This window comes from Streptomyces sp. SudanB182_2057, assembly GCF_964272715.1.
Taxonomy (GTDB): domain Bacteria; phylum Actinomycetota; class Actinomycetes; order Streptomycetales; family Streptomycetaceae; genus Streptomyces; species Streptomyces rubradiris.
The window spans coordinates 6,332,973-6,349,941 of record NZ_OZ186798.1; the positions used below are offsets into that span (position 1 = coordinate 6,332,973).

The window sequence follows — 16,969 nt, forward strand, 5'->3', positions numbered from 1 at the left end:
CCGACCAACTAAAACCTCTTGGGGGCTACCGTGACCACCGCCTTCGACCCCGTGGACCTCCCCGGCCTGCGGCTGGCCAACCGCATCGCCATGGCGCCGATGACCCGCAGCCGGGCCGCCGCCGGCGGACTGCCCACCGCCCTGACCGCCGAGTACTACGCCCAGCGCGCCTCGGCCGGGCTGATCGTCACCGAGGGGATCCAGCCCTCGGCCGCCGGCCAGGGCTACCCTGACACCCCCGGCCTGCACACCGCCGGGCAGGTCGCCGCCTGGCGTGCCGTGACCGACGCCGTGCACGCCGCCGGGGGCCGGATCTTCGCCCAGCTCATGCACACCGGCCGCGTCGGCCACCCCGACCTGCTGCCCGGGGGCCTGGTCAACGTCGCCCCCTCGGCGGTGGCGGCGCGCGGCCAGGTCTACACCCACCAGGGGCCCAAGGACTTCGTCACGCCCCGGGAACTGTCCGAGGCGGAGATCCACGTCACCCTCGCGGAATTCGCGGCGGCGGCCCGGGGCGCCGTCGAGGCCGGGTTCGACGGGGTCGAACTGCACGGCGCCAACGGCTATCTGATCCACCAGTTCCTGGCGCCCGGCAGCAACCGGCGCACGGACGGCTGGGGCGGATCCGTGGCCGGCCGCGTCCGCTTCGCCGTGGCGGCCGTCCGGGCCGTCGCCGAGGCGATCGGCCCCGGCCGCACCGCCCTGCGGATCTCCCCGGGAAATCCCCTCAACGACATCGAGGAACCCGAGCCGGAGCCGGAGTACACCGCGCTGCTCGACGCGCTGGAGCCGCTGGGCCTCGCCTACCTGCACGTGATGGAGAGCGCGGACTTCCGCGCCCTGACGCCCGTGCTGCGCAAGCGCTTCGGCGGGGCCTTCGTCCTCAACCCGGCGACCGAGGGCCCCACCGGCCCGGACGCCCTCGCCCTGATCGAGGACGGCTCGGCCGACCTGATCGCCTTCGGCCGGCTGTTCCTCGCCAACCCCGACCTCCCGGCCCGCCTCCGCACCGGCGGCCCGTTCAACCCGGCGGACCCGGCGGCCTTCTACGGCGGCGGAGCCGAGGGCTACACGGACTACCCGGCGCTGTGACCACGCGCCGCGAGGGCCTCCGGGCGGTGCGCGGAGGCCCTCGCGGATGGGCTCAGCGGACCGGCGTGAAGTCCCGCGCCCCGATGAACTCCGGCCGCCGCACCGGTGCCGCGAACGGTTCCACCGCCGTGTTCTCCACGCTGTTGAACACGATGAACACGTTGCTGCGCGGGTACGGGGTGATGTTGTCGCCCGAGCCGTGCATGCAGTTGCAGTCGAACCAGGTCGCCGAGCCGGCCTTGCCGGTGAACAGGCGGATGCCGTGCTCGCTCGCCAGGGCGGTCAGCGCCTCGTCGGACGGGGTGCCCGCGTCCTGCATCTGGAGGGACTTCTTGTAGTTGTCCTTCGGCGTGGCACCGGCACAGCCCAGGAACGTCCGGTGCGAACCCGGCATGATCATCAGGCCGCCGTTGGTGTCGAGGTTCTCGGTCAGCGCGATCGAGACGGACACCGTCCGCATGTTCGGCAGGCCGTCCTCGGCGTGCCAGGTCTCGAAGTCCGAGTGCCAGTAGAAGCCGCTCGCGCCGAAGCCCGGCTTGACGTTGATCCGGGACTGGTGGACGTACACGTCCGAGCCGAGGATCTGGCGGGCGCGGCCCACCACGCGCGGGTCGCGCACCAGGTTCGCGAACACCTCGCTGATCCGGTGCACCTCGAAGACCGAGCGGATCTCCTTCGACTTCGGCTCCACGATGGAGCGTTCGTCGGCGCGCACGTCCGGGTCGGAGACCAGCCGGTCCAGCTCACGCTTGTAGACCTCGACCTCGTCCGGCGTGATCAGCTGGTCGACGGCGAGGAAGCCGTCCCGCTCGTAACGCTGGAGGTCGGCCGTCGCGATCGGCCCCGGGGTGTCCGGGGCGCCCCAGACGACTGGGTCTTGGCGGGGGACGGTCACCTCGGCGGTGCCGCGGGTCGGGTAGAGATCCTTCACGGTGGCGGTGGTCATGGGTTCTCACACCTCCTCGGGCTCGGTGAGCAGGGGGTAGACGCCGTTCTCGTCGTGGTCCTCCCGGCCGGTGACCGGCGGGTTGAACACGCAGAGGCAGTGGAAGTCCTCCTTGACGCGCAGCGTGTGCCGCTCGTGCCCGTCGAGGAGGTACATGGTGCCGGGCGTGATGGTGTGCGTCTCGCCGGTCTCGTGGTCGGTGAGTTCCGCCTCGCCCCGGGTGCAGACGACGGCCTCGATGTGGTTGGCGTACCACATCGACGTCTCCGTCCCGGCGTACAGAATCGTTTCGTGCAGGGAGAAGCCGACCCGCTCCTTCGCGAGGACGATCCGCTTGCTCTCCCAGGTGCCCGACGCCGCCTTCACATGGCGGTCGGTGCCCTCGATCTCCTTGAACGATCGGACGATCACGGTGGTGCTCTTCCTCCTTGCCCGGCCTGGCCAGGCGGTTGGCGGACGGTCCCTAGGCGTTGTCTAGGCGTTCTCTAGGCGGTCTTCACGCGGTCTTCACGCGGTTTCGCGGACGGAGCGGGCGAGGACGCTCAGGCCCTCGTCCAGTTCCTCGGGGGTCACGGTGAGCGCGGGCAGCAGCTTGACGACCTCGCCCTGGGGGCCGGACGTCTCGATCAGCAGCCCCAGTTCGAAGGCGCGCCGGGCGACCCGCGCGGCCCGGTCCTTCGCGTGGAACTCCAGGCCCCACACGAGCCCGCGCCCGCGGTACTCCTTCACGTCGGCGAGGTTCTCCTCGGTGATGGAGATCAGCGCCCGCTCGACCTGCTCACCGCGGGCGCGGGTCTGCTTCTCCATGGCCGAGCCGTCGGTCCAGTACGTCTCCAGGGCGGCGGTGGCGGTGACGAAGGCGGGGTTGTTGCCGCGGAAGGTGCCGTTGTGCTCGCCGGGCTCCCACACGTCCAGCTCGGGCCGGAACAGGGTGAGCGCCATGGGCAGGCCGTAGCCGCTGATCGACTTCGAGACGGTGACGATGTCCGGGGTGATGCCGGCCTCCTCGAAGGAGAAGAAGGCGCCGGTACGGCCGCAGCCCATCTGGATGTCGTCGACGATGAGCAGCATGTCCTGCCGCTCGCACAGTTCCTTCAGCGCGCGCAGCCACTCGGGCCGGGCGACGTTGATGCCGCCCTCGCCCTGCACGGTCTCCACGATGACGGCGGCGGGCTTGTCCAGTCCGGAGCCCTGGTCCTCGAGCAGCCGCTCGAACCACAGGAAGTCCGGGACGGTGCCGTCGAAGTAGTTGTCGAAGGGCATCGGCGTGCCGTGCACCAGCGGGATGCCGGCGCCGGCCCGTTTGAAGGCGTTGCCGGTGACGGCGAGCGAGCCCAGCGACATGCCGTGGAAGGCGTTGGTGAACGACACGACCGCCTCGCGGCCCTTCACCTTCCGCGCCAGCTTCAGCGCGGACTCCACCGCGTTGGTGCCCGTCGGCCCCGGGAACATCACCTTGTACGGCAGGTCCCGCGGGCGCAGCACCAGGTCCTGGAAGGTCCGCAGGAAGGTCCGCTTGGCCGTGGTCGACATGTCCAGGCCGTGCGTGACGCCGTCCCGTTCCAGATAGTCGAGCAGCGCCCGTTTCAGTACCGGGTTGTTGTGGCCGTAGTTGAGTGATCCGGCGCCGGCGAAGAAGTCGAGGTAGGCATGGCCGTCCTCGTCGTACATCCGGCTGCCCCGGGCCCGGTCGAAGACGGTGGGCCAGCCGCGGCAGTAGCTGCGTACCTCGGATTCGAGGGTTTCGAACACGCTCAGGTCGGGCTGGGTGATGGTCACGGTGAATCGCTCCTCAGAGGGCGGTGGACTCGGTCAACGGGCCGATGCGGTAGAGGACTTCGGGGTCGTGCGAGCCGCCCGGGAACAGGTCGGCGGGGAACAGCACCTCGCGGCTGACCCGTGCGCCGTGCCGCTCGGCGAACGAGGTGAACAGGCGCTCGGAGGCGGTGTTGCCGGGGGTGATGGTGGTCTCCAGCTCGGTGATGCCGCGCTCGGCGACGAGGCGTCCGGCCAGCCCGTCCAGCAGCCTGGCGGCGATGCCGCAGCCCCGGTGGGCGGCGTCGACGGCCACCTGCCAGACGAGCAGGGTGCGGGGACGGCCGGGCCGCAGGTAACCGGTGACGAAGCCGACCGGCTCCCCGTCCGCGCCGCGGGCCACCACCGAGGTGCCGGCGAAGTCCCGGCACCACAGCAGATAGCTGTAGGAGGAGTTCAGATCGAGGGTTTTCGATTCCTTGGCGATGCGCCAGAGCGCGGCTCCGTCGCTGGTCGCCGGACGTTCGATGAGCAGGTCTGCGGGTGCGGCGGTCATGCGGCACGAATTTAGCGAGGTGAATTCGAAAATGCACGGGAGCCGCTGGGGAGCCGTCTCGGCGGTGATGAAGTATGTCCGTAATGCACCCGGGAAAATCGGTACAAATCTCAATCGCTGTGGAGTGTGTCACAGCCCGAAATGCCGGAGAAACCTGCCGGAAAACTCGCCTGTTTAGCTCTGCAAAAAGCGGGCAGAAGAAGATGGGAAGCTATCGCCCGCCGAATCGGCGGGAATTGTGAAAACGAAATGGAGTGGGTTTCGATAACGTCCGGGCATAAAAAAGTTCCCGGGAGCGGAGCCCCCGGGAACGGCGAACGGACCTCAGTGCCAGGCGTCCTCCGCGGCCCGGCGGGCGGCGGCCGGATCGACCGTCAGGCCCTGCTCCGCGAGCGCCGCGCCCAGCGCCGCCAGGGAGCCCTGCACCGCGCCCGGCGTCGCGTCCCGGCCGTAGTGGTTGACCCGGATCATCTCCTTGGCCAGCGCCCCGCCGCCGGCCGCCAGCGGCAGCGCCGGGTCGCTCTCCAGGGCCCGTGCCACCACCCGCGACGCCACCACGCCGGACGGCACTCGCAGCGTCGTCGCGACCGGCGCCGCGTCCCGCTCCTCGTACACGTACGGTTCGAGGCCCCCGCCCAGCGCCACCGCGCCCGCCCGCGCGGCCCGCGCCGCGCTCCGGTGCCGGGCCATCACCGTCTCCAGCCCCTCCGACCCGATCCGCTCCAGGCACGCCTGGAGCGCCAGCATCTCCAGCTGGGCCGGCGCGTGCGGCAGCGCCTTGCGGCCCGCGTCGATCCAGCGCTCCTTCCAGTCCAGCAGGGACAGGTAGGAGCGGCGCGGGGCGTTCGGGTTGGCGGCCATCCGGGCCCACGCCCGCTCGCTCACCGAGATCGCCGACACCCCCGCCGGGCCGCCCATCGCCTTCTGCGCCCCGATCACGCACAGGTCCACGCCCCAGGCGTCCGGCAGCACCGGTTCCGCGCCCACGGAGGCCACCGCGTCCAGATAGAAGAGGGCACCCTGCTCCCGTACCGCCTCGCCGATCTCGGCGACCGGGTTGGTGTTGCCGGTCGCCGCCTCCGCGTGCACCAGCGACACGAAGTCGATCTCCGGGTGCTCGGCGAACGCCTCCCGGATCTGCCTTGCGGTCACCGCCGTGTGGAAGGGGACGGAGAGGTCGTGCACCGTGGCGCCGGCGTCCCGCAGCCAGTCGCCGAAGGTCTGGCCGTACGGGCCGGTGATCACGTTCAGGGCCACCGTGCCCGGACCGGCCGCCGCGCGGATCGCGCCCTCCAGCGGCAGCAGCGCCTCGCCCTGGGTGATCAGGACGTCCTGCCGGGTGTCCAGCAGCCGGGCCACGCCGTCCTCGATGGCGGCGAAGCGCTCGGCACTCAGCGGGGGCAGATCGAGGAAGGGGTGGGTCACGGCGTGCTCTCTCTTCATACGGGAAGTCGATTCTCTCGATCTTAGGTGCAACGCCTCCGTTACCGTGGGTTTGATTTGAGGGGCTCAAACTTTTCCTTATAATCGGAACCCAACGTTCCCTACCGGGAGATTCCCCCCATGACAACGCTCCTCGGGCGCCGGACCCGTGCTCTGGCAGCCATCACCGTGACGGCCGGGCTCGCGCTCGTGGCCGGCTGCTCCTCGGACGACGGCGGGGGGAGCGGCAAGACCACCGTCAAGGGCGTCCACCTGGCCAAGGCGGGACAGCTGACCACCTGCACCCACCTCCCGTACCCGCCGTTCCAGTCGGAGGTCGACGGCAAGGTGCAGGGCTTCGACGTCGCCCTGATCGACCTCGTCGCCAAGGACCTCGGCGTCGAGCAGAAGATCCTCGACACGCCCTTCGAGAACTTCAAGACCGGCGCCTTCCTCAACTCGGGGGAGTGCGACCTGGCCGCCGCCGGCATGACCATCACCGACGAGCGCAAGAAGAACGTCGACTTCTCCGCCCCGTACTTCGAGGCCACCCAGGCCGTCCTCGTCGCCAAGGACAGCGGGATCACCTCGCTCGCCGACGTCAAGGCCAAGGGGAAGAAGCTCGGCGCCCAGGCGCAGACCACCGGCGAGGACTACGTCAAGGAGAAGGGCTACGACCCGATCTCCTTCGAGTCCTCCGACGCGGTCCTCAACGGCCTGCGCACCGGCCAGGTCAAGGCCGTCGTCATCGACTACCCGGTGGTCCAGGGCTGGCTGAAGGACAAGGCCACCGCGGACAAGTTCGAGGTCGTCGACAACCTCAAGACCGGCGAGGAGTACGGCTTCACCGTCAAGAAGGGCAACACGGCGCTGCGCGACGCCATCGACAAGGCCCTCAAGCAGGCCAAGGCCGACGGCACCTACAAGAAGATCTACGAGAAGTGGATCGGCCCGTACGACGCCTCCGTCGCGTCTCCCGCCGCCTCATGACCGACACGGACACAGCTCTCCAGCCGAAGAAGAAGGGACTGACCCGGCGGCAGAAGCGCACCCTGTCGCGGGGCGCCCAGTACGCCGTCTTCGCCGCCGCCGTGATCGCCTTCGCGGTCACGGCCGACTGGGGCCGGCTGCGGAACCAGTTCGCCCAGGCCGACATCGCCGGGCAGATGTTCCCGGACGTCATCACGCTGGCGCTGAAGAACACCGTGCTCTACACGCTGTCCGGCTTCGTGGTCGGGCTGGTCCTCGGCATGGTCATCGCGCTGATGCGGCTGTCCTCCGTCGGCCCCTACCGCTGGCTGGCGGGCATCTACATCGAGATCTTCCGCGGCCTGCCCGCCCTGCTGATCTTCATCTTCGTCGGCGTGGCCGTGCCGCTCGCGTTCCCCGGCACGGAGATCCCCGGCGGCACCTACGGCAAGGTCGCCCTCGCGCTCGGCCTGGTCTCCGCCGCCTACATGGCCGAGACCATCCGCGCCGGCATCCAGGCCGTGCCCAAGGGACAGATGGAGGCGGCCCGTTCGCTCGGCTTCTCGCCGGCGAAGGCCATGGTCTCGATCATCATCCCGCAGGCGTTCCGGATCATCCTGCCGCCGCTGACCAACGAACTCGTCCTGCTGTTCAAGGACTCCTCGCTGGTGCTGTTCCTCGGCGTCACCCTGGAGGAACGCGAACTGTCCAAGTTCGGCCGGGACCTGGCCAGCACGACCGCCAACTCCACGCCGATCCTGGTCGCGGGCCTGTGCTACCTGCTGGTCACCATCCCGCTCAGCCTCGTCGTGCGCCGCATGGAGACCAAGGCCCAGGAGGCGATCCGGTGAGCCGTCCGGAGATCGAGGTCCGGGGGCTGCACAAGTCCTTCGGCGACAACGAGGTGCTGCGCGGCATCGACCTGGAGATCGGCCAGGGCGAGGTCGTCTGTGTCATCGGCCCCTCCGGGTCCGGCAAGTCGACGCTGCTGCGCTGCGTGAACCTGCTGGAGGAGCCCACCAAGGGCCAGGTGTTCGTGGGCGGCACCGAGGTGACCGACCCGGACGTCGACATCGACGCCGTACGCCGTCGCATCGGCATGGTCTTCCAGCAGTTCAACCTCTTCCCGCACCTGAGCGTCACCGAGAACCTCACGCTGCCCCAGCGCCGGGTCCTCGGGCGGGACAAGGCGACCGCCGCGCGGACCGCCGCCGAGAACCTGGCCCGGGTCGGCCTGTCCGAGAAGGCGGACGCCTACCCGTCCTCCCTCTCCGGCGGCCAGCAGCAGCGCGTCGCCATCGCCCGCGCGCTCGCCATGGGCCCCGAGGTGATGCTCTTCGACGAGCCGACCTCCGCGCTCGACCCCGAGCTGGTCGGCGACGTCCTCGCCGTGATGCGCATGCTCGCCCGGGAGGGCATGACGATGATGGTCGTCACCCACGAGATGACCTTCGCCCGCGAGGTCGCCGACCGGGTCGTCTTCATGGACGGCGGGGTGATCGTCGAGGACGGCAGCCCCGAGCGGGTCATCGGCGCCCCCCGCCACGAACGCACCCGGCACTTCCTGTCCCGGCTGCTGGACCCGGCGATGGCCGAGGTGGAGGAGGAGACCTCCGACCAGGTGGGGAAGCCGAAGCCGTAGGCCGTTAGGGTGCGGTGCATGAGCGATGGCGCTGTGCTGCACGTGAAGGGGCGCGTCCTGGCCGGTCCGGACGACGTCCGGGACGAGCTGTGGGTGGTCGGGGGCCGGATCTCCTACGACCGCCCCGCAGGCGCCCGGGACGTCAGGACCGTCACCGGCTGGGCCCTGCCCGGCCTGGTCGACGCGCACTGCCACGTGGGCCTGGACGCGCACGGCCCGGTCGACGCCGAGACCGCCGAGAAGCAGGCGCTCACCGACCGGGACGCGGGCACCCTGCTGGTCCGGGACGCGGGCTCGCCCTCCGACACCCGCTGGATCGACGACCGCGCCGACCTGCCGAAGATCATCCGGGCGGGCCGGCACATCGCCCGCACCCGCCGCTACATCCGCAACTACGCCTGGGAGATCGAACCGGACGACCTCGTCGCCTACGTCGTCCAGGAGGCCCGGCGCGGCGACGGCTGGGTCAAGCTGGTCGGCGACTGGATCGACCGGGACCTCGGCGACCTCGCCCCCTGCTGGCCGCGCGAGGCGGTGGCGGCGGCCATCGCCGAGGCCCACCGGCTCGGCGCCCGCGTCACCGCGCACTGCTTCGCGGAGAGCTCGCTGCGCGACCTGGTCGAGTCGGGCATCGACTGTATCGAGCACGCGACCGGGCTCAGCGAGGACCTGATCCCGCTGTTCGCCGAGCGGGGCGTCGCCATCGTGCCCACCCTCGTCAACATCGCCACCTTCCCGAGGCTCGCCGAGGGCGGCGAGCGGAAGTTCCCCCGCTGGTCCGCCCACATGCGCCGGCTGCACGAACGGCGCTACGACACCGTGCGCGGCGCCTACGACGCCGGCATCCCGGTCTATGTCGGCACGGACGCCGGGGGCTCGCTGGCCCACGGCCTGGTCGCCGAGGAGGTCGCCGAGCTGGTCGCCGCCGGCATCCCGCCCCTCGCGGCCCTGTCGGCGACCACCTGGGGGGCCCGCGCCTGGCTCGGCCGCCCCGGACTGGAGGAGGGCGCCCCCGCCGACCTGGTGGTGTACGAGGCCGATCCCCGGGCCGACGTACGGGTGCTGGCGGCGCCGCGCCGGGTGGTGCTGAACGGGCGGATCATCGAGTGATCGAGTAGCCGCGCCCCTGATTCGAATCACCGTGCGGGGTATTCACGTTCGGGTGAAGTAGCCCCGGAACGCTGACCGTTCACCCACACCGGGGACAAGGTTGACGGGTCCCAAGCACGTTTCCTCTGGGGGTCCCACCGCCTTGAACAGCAACAACTTCCGCATGCCCGCACGCCGTTCGGCCGCCCTCGCGACCGCCGCCGCCCTCACCGCGGCACCCCTGGCCCTGGGCACGGGCACCGCGCACGCGGCCACCGGCGACGGCCGCGCCTCCGCCACCGTACTGCGCACCGCGCTCGACGTGTCCCTGCTGAACAGGACCGTGAACGTCCCGCTCGCGGTCTCCTTCAACGAGGTCCGGGCACCGCGCAGCGCGGACCGGACGGCGCTCTCCGTCCGGCTCGACGGCGTCGACGGCGGCAAACCGTTCACCGTGGTCGGCGCCGACGTCGCCGAGTCGAAGGCCACGGCCACCGCCCGGCGCGCCGAGGGCTCGGTCCGCATCGCCCACGCCCGGCTGCACCTCCCCGGGCTGCCCCTGCTGTCCCTCATCGAGGCGGAGGCGATCACCGCCCGGGCCACCTGCGCGGCCGGCCAGGCACCCACCGCCGAGGCGAACGTCCTCGGCACCGTCACCGTCCTCGGCAAGCGCGTCACCCTGACCGCCGGCGGCCCCGTCGAGGTGAAGGTGCCCGGCGTCGGCGAGGTCCGCCTCGACCTGTCCCGGCACACCACGACGACCCGCACGGCCGCCGCGACCGCCCTCGGCCTCAAGGTCTCCGTCAACCCCCTGAAGCTCAACGTCGCCGAGGTCGAGGGCACGGTCACCCTGGCCGAGGCCACCTGCGAGTCCCCGACGACCCCGCCCACCGCGAAGCCGGCCCCCGGCCACGACCCGGCCGCCGGCCCCCGCCCCCAGGGCGCCCCGTCGGAAGCCAGCCTCGCGGAGACCGGCGGCGACTCGACCACCCCGTACATCGCCGGCGGCGCCCTCGCCCTGCTGCTGGCGGGCGGGGGAGCGCTGACCCTGGCCCGGCGCCGGAAGCACTGACGGCCCGGGCGGCCCGGCCGGCCGCCGGGACGCCCGACGGCCTCCGCGCCGCTCCCCGCCCGGTGCGCCGCCCCCGGTCAGGGAGCGGCCTCGCGGGCCGGGGAGTCCGGCGCGCCGAGCACGGCCGACAGCGCCTCCAGGAACCCGTCCACCGTCGCCCGGTCCCGTACGGCGATCCGCACCCAGTCCGCCCCGAGCCCGGGGAACGTGTCCCCGCGCCGCACCGCGTAGCCGAGGTCGCGCAACCGTCGCCGTACCCCGGCCGCCCCCGCCATCCGCACCAGCACGAACGGCCCCGCCGCGGGCTCCGCCACCCGCACACCGCGGGAGGCGAGGGAGCGCAGTCCGGCCACCAGGTGCGCCCGGTCCGCCGCGATGCGGTGCGCCGCGTGCCCTGCCTCGGCCAGCGCCCGCGGCGTCACGCAGGACCGCGCCGCGGCCAGCGCCGGGGTGGAGACCGGCCACAGGGGCTGCGCCCGCTCCAGATCGGCGACGGTCTCCGGGGCGGCGAGCACGTAGCCGATGCGCAGCCCGGCCAGGCCCCAGGTCTTGGTCAGGCTGCGCAGCACGACGAGCCCGGGCACGTCCGTGCGCCCGGCCAGCGCCTCCCGCTCGCCCGGTACCGCGTCCATGAACGCCTCGTCCACCACCAGCGTCCGGCCGGGGCGGGCGAGCCCGGCGACCGTCCCCGCCGGGTGCAGCACCGACGTCGGGTTGGTGGGGTTGCCGATCACCACCAGGTCGGCGTCCTCCGGGACCGCCGACGGGTCCAGCCGGAACCCGTCCCGCTCCCGCAGCAGCACCCGGTCCACGCTGTGCCCGGCGTCCCGCAGCGCCGCCTCCGGCTCCGTGAACTGCGGATGCACGACCACCGGCCGGCGCACCTTCAACGCACGGGCCAGCAGCACGAACGCCTCCGCGGCCCCCGCCGTCAGCAGCACCCGCTCCACCGGCAGCCCGTGCCGCGCGGCCACCGCCGCCCGCGCGGCCCGCCCGTCCGGATAGGCCGCGAGGGACGACAGCGAACCGGCGATCTCCTCCCGCAGCCACGGCGGCGGGGTGTCCGCCCGGACGTTGACGGCGAGATCCACCACATCCGCCCCGTCGTCCCGGACCTCGGCGTCCCCGTGGTGCCGCAGGTCGGGCTCCGGGGCGCCGCCCGGCTCAGTGCGCATGGCTGTGCGAGTGGCCCCCGTGGTGGTGCCCGTGCCCGTGGTGGTGACCGTCGTCGTCCGGGTGGAAGTGCGGCTGCTGCGGCAGCCCCACCTTGTCCTCGAACCCCGGCAGCGCGATCCGGTACACGCACGAGTCGCAGTTCATCCGCAGATCGCCCTTGACGGCCTCCTCGTACCGCTCCATCACCAGGTCCAGCAGCTCCGGCTCGGGCCCGATGACATCGGCCGACCGCACGTCCAGCTCCGGGTGCGCCGCCGCCCAGTCCTCGGTCTGCCGCCGCACCCGGTCCGGCAGGATGCCGGTGAACAGGAAGTACGGCAGGACCACGATCCGCCGCGCGCCCAGCGCCGCACACCGCTCCAGGCCGCTCGGCACGTCCGGCGCCGCCAGCGACACGAACGCCGTCTCCACCCCGGCGTACCCGCGGCCCTCCCACAGCAGCCGCGCCGCCTTGAACACCTCGGCGTTGGCGTCCGGATCGGTGGAACCACGCCCCACCAGCAGCACCGTCACCTCCGCGGGGTCCACGCCGTCCAGCACCTCGGCCAGCCGCCGCTCCAGCACGCTCAGCAGCGCCGGGTGCGGGCCCAGCGGACGGCCGTAGGTGTAGGAGATGCCCGGGTGCCGCTCCTTCTCGCGGGCCAGCGCGGCCGGGATGTCCCCCTTGGCGTGCCCGGCGGACACCAGCATCAGCGGCACCGCGGCGAACCGGCGCACGCCCCGCCCGACCAGGTCGGCGACGGCCTCGCCGAGCGGCGGCGGGGACAGCTCGATGAAGCCGCCCGCGACGGGCAGACCGGGGTGGCGGCGCCCCAGTTCCCGGACGAAGTCGCGGAACGCCTCGGCACCGGCGTCGTCACGGGTGCCGTGTCCGGCGATGAGCAGGGCGGGCGGGGTGGTCACGAAGTCTCCTCGGAGTGTGAAACGGGGTGGTACAGCAGGGCGTTGAGCGCGGCGGACGCGACCGCCGACCCGCCCTTCTCGGACACGTTGCTCACGGCGGGCAGTCCGCTCTCCCGCAGCGCGGCCTTGGACTCCACCGCGCCGACGAAACCGACGGGCAGCCCGATGACCAGGGCCGGATCGGCGTCCAGGGTCAGCAGCTCCTCCAGCGCGGTCGGCGCGTTGCCGATCACCCAGAGGGCACCGGGACCCACCTGCTCGTACGCGAGCCGGATCGCGTGCGCCGAACGGGTCAGCCCCGGCCCGGCCACGGCGTCCCTGAGCCGGCAGACGGTCTCCCGCCGGGTGATCCCGGCGGCCACCATCTCCACGTCCACGACCACCGGCGCCCCGGCGTGCAGCGCGGCGTGCGCCCTCACCAACTCGCCCTCGTCCATGACGAGATCGGTCGCGTACTCCAGGTCGGCGGCGGAGTGGATGACCCGCTCCACCACCGCCCGGGTCAGCGGCGGGAAGTGCGAGGTGTCCAGGCGGGCGCGCAGCCGCCGGTAGGACTCCTGCTCGATCGGGTGGACGACACGGTTCACTTCGGCTCCTCCCGCGACGCCTGCCAGCGGTAGCCGCGCGGGGTCACCATCCGCCCCGCGACGATCCGGGTGGCCGTGTTCCCGACGGTGACGACCGTCATCATGTCGACGGTCGCCGGATCCAGCGCGGCCAGCGTGGTGACCCGGCTCGACTCGTCCGGCCGGGACGCGTTGCGCACGACCCCCACCGGCGTCCCCGGCTCCCGGTGCCCGGCGAGGATCGCCAGCGCCTTGGGCAGCTGCCAGTCCCGGCCCCGGGAACGCGGGTTGTAGAAGGTGACGACCAGATCCGCCTCGGCCGCCGCCCGCACCCGCCGCTCGATGACCTCCCACGGCGTGTGCAGGTCCGACAGGCTGATCGACACATGGTCGTGGCCCAGCGGCGCGCCCAGGATCGCCCCGGCGGCCAGCGCCGCCGTCACCCCGGGCACCCCGACCACGTCGATGTCGTCCGACGCCTCCGCGAGCGCCGGGGACGCCATGGCGTACACCCCCGCGTCCCCGCTGCCGATCAGCGCCACCGCGTGCCCCGCGCGGGCCTGGGCGACCGCCGTCCGCGCCCGCTCCTCCTCCGCGCCGAGACCGGACTCGAGCACCCGGGTCCCCGGCCGCAGCAGATCGCGGACCTGGTCCACGTACTGGTCCAGACCCACCACCACCGAGGCCCGCCGCAGCTCCGCCGCCGCCCGCGGGGTGAGCAGGTCCCGGGCGCCCGGCCCGAGCCCGACCACCGCGAGCCGCCCGCGCGCCGGCCGCCGTACCACCGCACAGGTCGCCATCGCCGACTTCCGCTTCGGCACCAGGAGTTCACCGCCCCGCAGCAGGGCGGCGGCCTCGGCGACCGACGGCGTACCCACCGCGGCCAGCGGCGCGGCGGACGGATTCGGCACCTCCACCCGCGCCAACTCCTCGGCGGAGTACGTCACCAGGGGCACCCCGAGCCGCTCGGCGGCGGCCACGATGCCCGGCTCCGCCGCCTTGGCGTCCACGGTGGCCAGCTCGGCGACCGACCGCGCCGAGAGGCCCGCCTCCCGCAGCGACCCCTCCACCAGAGCGAGGACCTCCCCGGCCGGCGCGCCCTTGGACGCCCCGACCCCGACCACCAGCGACGGCGGACGCAGCAGCACCTCCCGCTCGCCCGGCACGGCGTCCCGGTCGGTGACCCGCACCGTGTACGCCCCCTCGTCCGCGACCGGCAGCGGCGGCAGCGGCCACGCCACCTCCGCCGCCAGCGCCACCGGCTCCCCGTCCAGCAGCGCCCGGGACACCGCCGCCACCGCACCCTCGTACGGCAGCCCCAGCGTGTCCAGACCCGGCAGCCCCACCGCGTCCGTCGCGGTCGTCACCACCGGCTCCGCGCCCAGTACCGCGCCCACCTCGCGGGCCAGTTCATTGGCGCCGCCGCCGTGCCCGCCGAGCAGCGACACCGCGAACCGGCCGCCCTCGTCCACACACACCACACCCGGGTCGGCCGCCTTGCCGGCCAGCAGCGGCGCCAGCAGCCGCACCACCGCGCCCGTCGCCAGGAAGCACACCAGCTGCTCGCACTCGGCGAACGCGGCCCGCACCGCCTCCTTGACCGGGCCCTCGTACACCCGCGTGCGGTCCGGCCAGGCCGCGGCCAGCCGGTCCCGCGCCGCCGCCCCCGCCGCGGTGGCGGAAATCAGGCCGATCACTGGTCAACTCCTTCACTAGACACCGGGGTTCTCACGCCCCACAGCAAAAACACCGGATTGGTGGCCGCCAGCCGGGTCACGTCCCCCGGCAACGGCGCCAGCCGCGACGACTGCAACAGCACCCCGTCGCAGACCAGCCCGGCCTCCGTCAGCGCCGCGCGCGCCGCCGGCACCCGGTCCAGCGCGGCCATCGCCACGACGACCGTCCGCCGCGCCCGCCGCGCGCACGCGGCGACCACGTCCGGCAGCTCCCGGCCCCCGCCGCCGACGAACACCGCGTCCGGATCGTCCGCCAGCCCCGCCAGGGCCGCCGGAGCCGCACCGTGCACCACGTCCACCGCGACACCGTGGGCGCGCGCGTTGGCCCGGATCCGCCCGACCCCGTCGGCCGCCTTCTCCACGGCGACGACGGCCGCGCCGAGCCGCGCGCACTCCACCGCGACCGACCCCGACCCGGCACCCACGTCCCACACCAGGTCGCCCAGGCGCGGCCCCAGCCGGGCCAGCGCCAGCGCCCGCACCTCGAACTTGGTGATCATCGAGTCCCGGTGCGCGAACGCGTCCTCCGGAAGCGCCCACCGCTCCGGCGATCCGGGCACCCCCGCGACCGTCCGCACCGCACCGAGCGCCCGCGCCTCGTCCAGGCACAGCACCACGCTCACCGCCGCACCCCAGTCCCGCGCCGCCGCCTCGGCCGCCGTCACCCGCTCCACGCGCTCCCGCTCCGGATCACCGAGGGCGCTCGCCACCACCAGCACCCGGTCCCCGGGCAGCGCCGCCCCCAGCTCGGCCGGCCCGGCCCCCGGACCGGTCAGCACCGCCACCTTCGGCCGCGCCCGGCACACGTTCACCGCCGTCCGCAACTCCCGCCCGTGCGCGCTCACCACCACCGCGTCGTCCCAGGGCAGCCCGATCCGCGCGAACGCCGTCGCCACCGAGGACACCCCCGGCCGCACATCCAGCAGCCCGGCGCCGAACCGCTCCGCCAGCGCCCGCACGATCCCGAAGAACCCCGGGTCCCCGGACGCCAGCACCACCACCGGCAGCTCCTTGCCGACGTACTCCGCGACGGCGTCCAGCGCGGGCGCCAGCGGCCCGAGCACCACGCGCTCCGCCCCCTCGGGCAGCGCTGCGGCCTCCAGGTGCCGCCGCCCGCCGACCACCAGCGCGGCCCCGGCGAGCAGGCCGGGGTCGACCGGCGCCCCGGTCCCCGTACCGACGACCGTGATCAACTCTGCGTCCTCTGCGTCCTCTGTGTCCTCTGCTCCCGCAGCGCCCGCCGCGCCTCGGGGTCGGCCTTGCGGTAGCCGTGGAAGTGCCCCGGGTGGTACAGGTGCGAGCGGGTGCCGTGCGCGTCCAGCGCCGGACCGACCAGGAACAGCGTGTGCTTCCAGAGCTTGTGCTCCTTGACCGTCTCCTCCAGCGTGCCGATCGTGCACTTCACGACCAGCTCCTCCGGCCAGGTCGCCTGATACGCGACCACCACCGGCGTCGAGGTCGGGTAGCCGCCCTCCAGCAGCTCCCGCACCAGCTGCCCGCTGCGCGCCGCCGACAGGAAGACGGCCATGGTGGTGCCGTGCCGGGCGAACTCGCGCACCTCCTCGCCGGGCGGCATCGGCGTCTTGCCGCCGCCCAGCCGGGTCAGCACCACGGACTGTGCGACCTCCGGGATCGTCAGCTCCCGCTGCGCCAGCGCGGCCACCGCGGAGAACGCCGACACGCCCGGCACGACCTCGGTCGCGATCCCGATCTCCCGGCAGCGGTCCAGCTGCTCCTGCGTGCCGCCCCACAGCGCCGGGTCACCGGAGTGGATCCGGGCGACCTTCAGCCCCTCCTCGAACGCACGTCGGTACACCGCGACGACGTCCTCCAGCGACATGGCCGCCGAGTCCAGGATCTCGGCCCCCTCGCGGGCGTGGTCGAGGACCTCCGCCTGGACCAGGCTCGCGGCCCAGATCACGACGTCGGCCTCGGCGATGGCCCGCGCGGCCCGGAACGTCAGCAGGTCGGCGGCGCCGGGGCCGGCACCGACGAAGGTCACCTTGCCGGTGGTGGCATCGGCCATGGAAATCTGTCCTCTCCTA

General features: G+C 73.2%; 17 protein-coding genes. 6 read left to right on the forward strand and 11 right to left on the reverse strand.

Going from position 1 to position 16,969, the window contains the following annotated elements:
- Positions 1-30 precede the first annotated feature (30 nt).
- Positions 31-1,092, forward strand: coding sequence for an alkene reductase (locus ACSURM_RS28080; RefSeq protein WP_436958582.1), 1,062 nt, complete (start codon positions 31-33; stop codon positions 1,090-1,092).
- A gap of 52 nt (positions 1,093-1,144) precedes the next feature.
- On the opposite strand, the gene thpD is transcribed toward ACSURM_RS28080, so the two are convergent.
- The 5 genes from thpD to ACSURM_RS28105 all read right to left on the reverse strand — a co-directional run bounded on the left by thpD (position 1,145) and on the right by ACSURM_RS28105 (position 5,774).
- A complete protein-coding gene (thpD, locus tag ACSURM_RS28085) occupies positions 1,145-2,038 on the reverse strand; it encodes an ectoine hydroxylase (protein ID WP_436958583.1) in 894 nt (297 codons plus the stop codon).
- Positions 2,039-2,044: 6 nt separating this feature from the next.
- On the reverse strand, positions 2,045-2,449 hold the full coding sequence (locus tag ACSURM_RS28090) for an ectoine synthase (protein WP_436958584.1): 405 nt from the start codon (positions 2,447-2,449) through the stop codon (positions 2,045-2,047).
- A gap of 96 nt (positions 2,450-2,545) precedes the next feature.
- Positions 2,546-3,817: a diaminobutyrate--2-oxoglutarate transaminase gene (ectB, locus tag ACSURM_RS28095; RefSeq protein ID WP_436958585.1), complete on the reverse strand. Its 1,272-nt coding sequence runs from the start codon at positions 3,815-3,817 to the stop codon at positions 2,546-2,548.
- 13 nt (positions 3,818-3,830) lie between these two features.
- Positions 3,831-4,349 carry a diaminobutyrate acetyltransferase gene (ectA, locus tag ACSURM_RS28100; RefSeq protein ID WP_436958586.1) on the reverse strand — a complete coding sequence of 173 codons (519 nt, stop codon included), beginning with the start codon at positions 4,347-4,349 and terminating at the stop codon, positions 3,831-3,833.
- 324 nt (positions 4,350-4,673) lie between these two features.
- Positions 4,674-5,774, reverse strand: a complete 1,101-nt coding sequence (locus tag ACSURM_RS28105; protein WP_436961200.1) for a pyridoxal-phosphate-dependent aminotransferase family protein — start codon at positions 5,772-5,774, stop codon at positions 4,674-4,676.
- A 138-nt stretch (positions 5,775-5,912) separates the two neighbouring features.
- Here ACSURM_RS28105 and ACSURM_RS28110 point away from each other — a divergent pair, with 138 nt between their 5' ends.
- From ACSURM_RS28110 to ACSURM_RS28130, 5 genes are all read left to right on the forward strand, one after another.
- Positions 5,913-6,761, forward strand: coding sequence for a transporter substrate-binding domain-containing protein (locus ACSURM_RS28110; RefSeq protein ID WP_436958587.1), 849 nt, complete (start codon positions 5,913-5,915; stop codon positions 6,759-6,761).
- Positions 6,758-7,591 (forward strand): amino acid ABC transporter permease, encoded by an 834-nt coding sequence (locus ACSURM_RS28115; protein WP_436958589.1) that lies wholly within the window; start codon positions 6,758-6,760, stop codon positions 7,589-7,591. The genes ACSURM_RS28110 and ACSURM_RS28115 overlap by 4 nt, the downstream gene beginning before the upstream one ends.
- On the forward strand, positions 7,588-8,382 hold the full coding sequence (locus tag ACSURM_RS28120) for an amino acid ABC transporter ATP-binding protein (protein ID WP_436958590.1): 795 nt from the start codon (positions 7,588-7,590) through the stop codon (positions 8,380-8,382). The genes ACSURM_RS28115 and ACSURM_RS28120 overlap by 4 nt, the downstream gene beginning before the upstream one ends.
- Positions 8,383-8,400: 18 nt before the next feature.
- Positions 8,401-9,492 (forward strand): amidohydrolase family protein, encoded by a 1,092-nt coding sequence (locus ACSURM_RS28125; RefSeq protein ID WP_436958591.1) that lies wholly within the window; start codon positions 8,401-8,403, stop codon positions 9,490-9,492.
- Positions 9,493-9,634: 142 nt separating this feature from the next.
- The gene (locus tag ACSURM_RS28130) at positions 9,635-10,543 is read left to right on the forward strand and encodes an SCO1860 family LAETG-anchored protein (RefSeq protein WP_436958592.1); all 909 of its coding nucleotides are present in this window, start codon (positions 9,635-9,637) and stop codon (positions 10,541-10,543) included.
- 77 nt (positions 10,544-10,620) lie between these two features.
- Here ACSURM_RS28130 and cobC read toward each other — a convergent pair whose 3' ends face one another.
- The 6 genes from cobC to cobM are packed head-to-tail and all read right to left on the reverse strand — an operon-like array spanning position 10,621 to position 16,950.
- Positions 10,621-11,718, reverse strand: coding sequence for an Rv2231c family pyridoxal phosphate-dependent protein CobC (cobC, locus tag ACSURM_RS28135; protein ID WP_436958593.1), 1,098 nt, complete (start codon positions 11,716-11,718; stop codon positions 10,621-10,623).
- The gene (locus ACSURM_RS28140) at positions 11,708-12,622 is read right to left on the reverse strand and encodes a sirohydrochlorin chelatase (protein WP_436958594.1); all 915 of its coding nucleotides are present in this window, start codon (positions 12,620-12,622) and stop codon (positions 11,708-11,710) included. The genes cobC and ACSURM_RS28140 overlap by 11 nt, the downstream gene beginning before the upstream one ends.
- Positions 12,619-13,209, reverse strand: a complete 591-nt coding sequence (locus ACSURM_RS28145; RefSeq protein WP_436958595.1) for a precorrin-8X methylmutase — start codon at positions 13,207-13,209, stop codon at positions 12,619-12,621. The genes ACSURM_RS28140 and ACSURM_RS28145 overlap by 4 nt, the downstream gene beginning before the upstream one ends.
- A complete protein-coding gene (cobJ, locus tag ACSURM_RS28150) occupies positions 13,206-14,885 on the reverse strand; it encodes a precorrin-3B C(17)-methyltransferase (protein WP_436958596.1) in 1,680 nt (559 codons plus the stop codon). Before cobJ ends, ACSURM_RS28145 begins: the two co-directional genes overlap by 4 nt.
- Positions 14,882-16,117, reverse strand: coding sequence for a precorrin-6y C5,15-methyltransferase (decarboxylating) subunit CbiE (gene cbiE / locus ACSURM_RS28155; RefSeq protein WP_436958597.1), 1,236 nt, complete (start codon positions 16,115-16,117; stop codon positions 14,882-14,884). Before cbiE ends, cobJ begins: the two co-directional genes overlap by 4 nt.
- Entirely contained in the window at positions 16,114-16,950 is an 837-nt protein-coding gene (gene cobM, locus ACSURM_RS28160) for a precorrin-4 C(11)-methyltransferase (protein WP_436958598.1), read from the reverse strand. Before cobM ends, cbiE begins: the two co-directional genes overlap by 4 nt.
- Positions 16,951-16,969: the final 19 nt, after the last annotated feature.